This is a genomic window from Mycetocola sp., from assembly GCF_046716805.1.
Classification (GTDB): domain Bacteria; phylum Actinomycetota; class Actinomycetes; order Actinomycetales; family Microbacteriaceae; genus Mycetocola_A.
Window position 1 is genome coordinate 24186 of record NZ_JBKJWH010000028.1, and the last position, 6694, is coordinate 30879.

Here is a 6694-nt window from a genome sequence, read left to right on the forward strand (position 1 = left end):
CGCGGGTCAGAGGAACGGTTGTCCAGGCGGAGTTGTGCGCAGCCGGGCCTGACCGGCGGGACGGAATGTAGTTAGGCTCGACAGGTGACTCCCGACGCCAGACTCGATGCGGCATCCGGAACTCAAACACCGGATGCGCCACCCGGGATCTTCTCGTCCCGCTACCTGTGGGTGACGATCGGCGCGTGCGCGCTGGTCTTCCTCGCCGCTTTCGAGTCGCTCGCGGTGACCACGATCATGCCGCTGGTCAGCAACGACCTCGACGGCGCGGCGCTCTACGCACTCGCGTTCGCCGGTCCGCTCGCCACCGGGGTCATCGGCATGGTCGTCGCCGGCAACTGGTCCGACCGCAACGGCCCGATCGCGCCCCTGCTCACGTCGGTGGCGGTCTTCATCGTCGGATTGCTCGTCGCCGGTCTCGCGACCGACATGACGATGTTCCTTCTCGGCCGCCTCGTGCAGGGGCTTGGTTCCGGCGCGATGAACGTCGCGTTGTACGTCGTCGTTGCGCGCATCTATCCGCCCGTGCTTCACGCCCGGATCTTCGCCGGGTTCGCCGCAGCCTGGGTGGTGCCGTCACTGATCGGGCCCTTCGCCGCGGGCGTGGTCGCCGAGGCCACCAGCTGGCACTGGGTGTTTCTCGGAGTCGTCGTGCTGGTGCTTCTCGCCATGCTCATGGTCGTGCCCGCGATCCGGATGCTGCGCGACGGCCCAGGACCGGACCGCACGGCGCGACCGGCCTGGGCTTTCGGCAAGATCGCCTGGGCTCTCCTCGCCGCTGTCGCGGTGCTCGGCCTCAACCTCTCCGCCCGGCTCGACGGCGCCCTGGTCGGCGTCGTCGCCGGTGCGGCAATCGCCGTCGCACTCCTCGCGGTGCGACCACTGATCCCCGCCGGTACGCTTCGGGCGGCGCGAGGGCTACCCACCGTGATTCTTCTCCGAGGTCTGGTCTCAGCCGCGTTCTTCGGTGCCGAGGTGTACATCCCGTACCTCCTGACCGAGCGCTACGGATTCTCGGCGTCGCTCTCCGGCCTCGCTCTCACGGGCGCCGCCCTGACCTGGGCGACCGCGTCCTGGCTGCAGGGCCGGCTCGATGGCGCCCTCAGCCATGTGAATGCGATGCGCATCGGAACGGTTCTTGTGCTCGCTGCGATCCTGCTCGCCGTGGCGACGGCCGCGGCCGAGCTCTCTCCGGCCGTGATCATCGGCGGCTGGCTCCTCGGCGGTGCAGGGATGGGCCTCATGTATCCGCGACTGAGCGTGATGACGCTCTCCTATTCGAGTGACAGTGACCAGGGTTTCAACAGCTCTGCGCTGTCGATCTCGGATTCGCTCGGCGCTGCGCTCGCTTTGGCGTCGACCGGAATCGTCTTCGCCGCCCTCGTCGGGTTCGGCGGTTCGTGGCCGTTCGCCGGTTGCTTCGTGCTCGCAGCCGTTCTGTCCTGCGCTGCGCTCGGCACCGGCTCACGGGTGGGAACCGGGCAGCGGATCGGCAGCCCGGACATATAGCGTTTGCGGAATGTGGGTCGTTGAGTCCAGCGAGCCGAGAATGTGACATCGTGTGACGGTGTGAATGGTCCCGTCACATCGCCGTCACATCATTCCCGCGAGGGGTGCATCCCGTGCATACTTGACGTAATCGCGCGGATGTGACCGTGCACATACGGGGAGCGGTGTGACAGTGGCTGAAAGCGACAGCAAGGGCCGTGCGCCGAACATCCGTGACGTCGCACGCCTCGCCGGCGTGAGCCACCAGACCGTCTCGCGCGTTCTCAACAACCACCCCAGCATCCGGGAGTCGACGAAGCAGCGCGTGCTCGAGGTGATGAGTGAACTGCAATACCGGCCGAACCGGGCGGCGCGGGCCCTCGTCACCAGCCGCTCGCGGACGATCGGCGTTCTCGCCTCACAGCGGTCGCAATACGGCCCGTCGAGCATCATCCAGAGCGTCGAGCTGGCTGCGCAGGATGCCGGTTACCTGGTTTCGACCGCGAACATGACCGCAACGGACGAAGACTCGATCGTCACGGCACTCGACCACCTCAACGCGCAGGCCATCGAAGGGCTCGTGATCATCGCGCCGCAGGTGCGCGTGCTGCGGGCGATCTCCAACCTGGACCTCCGGGTGCCGTTCGTCACCATGAGCACCACGGATGGCACGGAAGATCATGCGGTCGCCGTCGACCAGGTCGCCGGAGCGCGGCTCGCCACCCGCCACCTGATCGAACTCGGCCACCGGAACATCTACCACCTGGCCGGCCCGCAGGACTGGATCGAGGCAGAAGCGAGGATGCACGGTTTCCTGCAGGAGATGAATGCCCAGGATGTCCCGACGACGGCTCCGATCCTCGGCGACTGGTCCGCCGAATTCGGCTACTACGCCGGTCGGGAGCTCATGCGGGTGCGCGATTTTACGGCGATCTTCTCGTCGAACGACCAGATGGCACTCGGCCTGATCCACGCGATTCGGGACGCCGGGCAGGATGTGCCGCACGATGTCTCGATCGTCGGGTTCGACGACATCCCCGAGGCTGCTCATTTCTGGCCCCCACTGACGACGGTGCGCCAGGATTTCCCCGAACTCGGGCGACGATGCGTTGCCCAGCTGCTGGGGACGATGGGCGACTCGCCGACCGGATACACCGGCCGGATCCAGCCCGAACTCATCGTTCGGGCATCGACGGCGCCGCCCGCGTACTGAGTCGTCGAGCCCCTCGGCGGCGGCCGCTCGGGTGTTTTTGCCTGGCGCGGGTGCGACTGCGCCCGCGTGACGCCGGCGGACCCGCGCGAGTGGTGATGCAAACGGATGCCGCCTTCGGAGCCGTGTGCCGCCGGCATCCGAATCGCGGTTATCGAATTGAGACATTCGGACTTGACATCGTTGTGGGTTCTCTGAGTAACATGTGACAACAATGTGAACGGTCACATTGCGCCACCGAAATCGACAGCGTCGAGTTCGACCGTGTCGAAGTTCGTGACGAAGGAGTCCCCACACACTTTCGCGGTTACCCGCCACCGGCATGCCTCGGCTGCTGAACTCGAGCACGGCTCTCATGGACGCAGCCTGCTCTCGCGGTGCACCACCCTGTCTGAATTCTCAGGCGACAACGACGTCCATGGCACCGATTACAGAGAGGTAAACACAGTGAAGAAGATTCTCATCGCGACACTGGCGGCCGGCGCAATGGTCGTGTCGCTCGCAGCGTGCTCACAGGGCGGCTCAGGCAGCGGAGACGGGGCGGGCGGAGGCGCCCTCGTCGGCGTCGCCATGCCGACCAAGTCGAGCGAACGCTGGATCCAGGACGGCAAGGCCGTCAAGGAGCAGCTCGAAGCCGAAGGCTTCAAGGTCGACCTGCAGTACGCCGAGGACGACATCCCCACCCAGGTCTCGCAGATCGAGAACATGATCACCAAGGGCGCAGAAGCACTGATCATCGCTTCGATCGACGGAACCACGCTGACGCAGGTCCTCCAGGACGCAGCTGACGCCGAGATCCCCGTCATCGCCTACGACCGCCTCATCCGCGATACCCCGAACGTCAGCTACTACGCCTCGTTCGACAACTACAAGGTCGGTCAGCAGCAGGCCAACTCCGTGCTCAACGGCCTCGGCCTCGTCGACCTCGAAGGCGAGCCGGTCGACGGTGCACCCGCCGGACCGTTCAACGTCGAGATGTTCGCCGGCTCACCCGACGACAACAACGCGACCTTCTTCTGGGACGGCGCACAGGACACCCTGAAGCCGTTCATCGAAGCGGGCACGCTCGTCGTCAAGAGCGAGCAGACCGACTTCGAGCAGGCAGCCACCCTGCGCTGGGACGGCGAAACCGCCCAGAAGCGCATGGAGAACATCCTGACGTCGAGCTACTCCGACGGCACCAAGGTCAACGGTGTGCTGTCCCCGTACGACGGCATCTCCCGAGGCATCATCTCGGCCCTGACCGACGCCGGTTACACCACCGGTGACGAATGGCCGGTCATCTCCGGCCAGGACGCTGAGCTCGACTCGGTCAAGGCCATCAACTCCGGCGAGCAGTTCGCGACCATCTTCAAGGACACCCGCAAGCTGGCAACAGCCGCCGTCGAAATGACGGTCGCCGTTCTGAACGACGACGAGCCCGAGGTCAATAACGAGAAAGACTACGACAACGGCGAATTCGTCGTCCCGTCCTACCTCCTCGACTCGCAGATCGTCGTCAAGGACAACGTCAACGAGGTCCTGGTCGACTCCGGCTACTGGACCGAAGAAGAAATCGGCTAACAGCCGCGTTTCCCGGCTCGACGCCGGTGGGGGAGTAGTGTGCCCCCACCGGCCGTCGGGTGCAATGAAGCAGGTTTTCGGTATGGAGAAGGTGCGGAAAGTGACCACAAACATCCTCGAGATGCGCAGCATCACCAAGACGTTTCCCGGTGTGAAGGCGCTGTCGGACGTCACCCTCGACGTCGAGCGGGGCACCGTCCACGCCATCTGCGGCGAGAATGGGGCGGGCAAGTCGACGCTCATGAAGGTCCTGTCGGGTGTGTATGGGCATGGCACCTACGCGGGAGACATCGTCTTCGAAGACGAGACCGTCGAGTTCAAGGACATCCGAGACTCGGAGGCCAAGGGGATCGTCATCATCCACCAGGAACTGGCGCTGAGCCCGTACCTGTCGATCGCCGAGAACATCTTCCTCAACAACGAGCAGACCGGTGCGCTCGGGCTCATCGACTGGAACAAGACCAACCACGAAGCGGCCACCCTGCTCGCCCGGGTCGGGCTGAAAGAAAACCCGACCACCAAGATCCTCGACATCGGCGTCGGCAAGCAACAGCTCGTTGAGATCGCCAAGGCGCTGTCCAAGCGCGTCAAGCTGCTGATCCTCGACGAGCCGACGGCGGCACTCAACGACGAGGACTCCGACCACCTGCTCGACCTGATCCTGCACCTCAAAGGGCAAGGCATCACGTCGATCATCATCAGCCACAAGCTCAACGAGATCAAGAAAGTCGCCGACACGGTCACCGTGATCCGCGACGGTAAGACGATCGAGACCATCCAGAAGACGGATGTCACGGAGGAGCGGATCATCAAGGACATGGTCGGCCGCGACCTTGAACACCGCTATCCGGACCACACCCCGAACATCGGTGAGGAGATCCTCCGGGTCGAGGATTGGACCGCCCACCACCCGCAGGACCCCACCCGGGTCATGGTTGACGAGGTGAGCCTGAACGTGCGTGCCGGTGAGATCGTCGGCATCGCCGGCCTGATGGGCGCCGGGCGCACCGAGTTCGCCATGAGCCTGTTCGGGCACAGTTACGGCTCTCGCATCTCGGGAAAAGTCTTCAAACGCGGTGTCGAGATCAAAACCCGCACCGTCTCGGAGGCCATCAAGAACGGCCTGGCCTACGCCACCGAAGATCGCAAACACTACGGTTTGAACCTGCTCGAAGACATCAAACGGAACATCGCGCTCGCGTCGCTCGACAAGCTGTCGACGAACGGCCTCGTCAACGACAACGAAGAATACAAAGTCGCGAACGGCTACCGCACGAGCATGAACATCAAGGCGCCCAACGTGCTGGCCAAGACCGGCAAGTTGTCCGGCGGCAATCAGCAGAAGGTCGTGCTGTCGAAGTGGATCTACGCCGACCCCGACGTGCTCATCCTCGATGAGCCCACCCGCGGCATCGACGTCGGCGCCAAGTACGAGATCTACGCGATCATCAACGCGCTCGCCGCCCAGGGCAAAGGCATCATCGTCATTTCGAGCGAACTGCCCGAGCTCCTCGGAATCTGCGACCGGATCTACGCCCTCAGCGAGGGACGCATCACCGGTCAGCTGCCGATCGAGGACGCCAACCCGGAATCCCTTCTCAAGCTCATGACCATGGAAAAGCCGCGCTGACGCGGCATCACCAGAGAGAATCGCGACAATGACAAACACTCAGACCCCGGTGACCGAGGAAACCGCTGCAGGCGGCGGCATCCACCCCGTCGAGAACAAATTCACCAGCTGGCTCAGCCACCTGGTGTCCGACCTCGGCAAGAACGGCATCTTCATCGCCCTTCTTGCGGTTGTGCTGTTCTTCGCCGTCGTGACCGACGGCATCCTGCTGCGCCCGCAGAACATCTCGAACCTCATCGTCCAGAACGGGTACATCCTCGTGCTGGCCATCGGCATGGTGATGATCATCATCGCCGGTCACATCGACCTCTCGGTCGGATCGGTCGCCGCCTTCGTTGGCGCCTGCTCCGGTGTCTTCGCGGTGTCGTGGGGACTGCCCTGGTGGCTGGCCGTCGTGCTGTCGCTCGGGATCGGCGCGCTCGTCGGCGTCTGGCAGGGTTTCTGGATCGCCTACGTGGGCATCCCGGCGTTCATCGTGACGCTGGCGGGCATGCTCATCTTCCGTGGACTCGCGCTCGTTGTACTCGGTAACGCCAACATCGGCTCGTTCCCCGCGGAGTACCGTGCGCTCGGAAACGGCTTCCTCACGAACGTCTTCGGCGACCTCGAACTCGACCCGCTGACACTCATCGTTGCCGCCGTCGCCGTGGTCGCCCTCATCGTCGGGCAGTTCCGTACCCGCACCGGCCGTCAGAAGTACGGCCAGGATGTGGAGCCGATCGTCTGGTTCGTCGCCAAGCTCGGGCTCATCGCCGTCGCGATCGGCTTCTTCGCCTACGCACTCGCGTCGTACAAGGGCATCC

5 protein-coding genes are annotated in these 6694 nt (G+C 64.4%); all 5 read left to right on the plus strand.

Annotated elements, in window-relative coordinates:
• The first annotated feature begins 84 nt into the window (after positions 1-84).
• Positions 85-1509, plus strand: coding sequence for an MFS transporter (locus ACLQ62_RS02215; RefSeq protein ID WP_411720027.1), 1425 nt, complete (start codon positions 85-87; stop codon positions 1507-1509).
• A 172-nt stretch (positions 1510-1681) separates the two neighbouring features.
• The gene (locus ACLQ62_RS02220) at positions 1682-2701 is read left to right on the plus strand and encodes a LacI family DNA-binding transcriptional regulator (RefSeq protein WP_411720028.1); all 1020 of its coding nucleotides are present in this window, start codon (positions 1682-1684) and stop codon (positions 2699-2701) included.
• A 483-nt stretch (positions 2702-3184) separates the two neighbouring features.
• Complete coding sequence (gene chvE / locus ACLQ62_RS02225; RefSeq protein WP_411720031.1) at positions 3185-4261, plus strand: multiple monosaccharide ABC transporter substrate-binding protein; 1077 nt, start codon at positions 3185-3187, stop codon at positions 4259-4261.
• Between the two features lie 100 nt (positions 4262-4361).
• Entirely contained in the window at positions 4362-5891 is a 1530-nt protein-coding gene (gene mmsA / locus ACLQ62_RS02230; RefSeq protein ID WP_411720029.1) for a multiple monosaccharide ABC transporter ATP-binding protein, read from the plus strand.
• 28 nt (positions 5892-5919) lie between these two features.
• Positions 5920-6694, plus strand: a 775-nt coding sequence (locus ACLQ62_RS02235; protein ID WP_411720030.1) for an ABC transporter permease subunit, incomplete at its 3' end; no start/stop codon positions are given.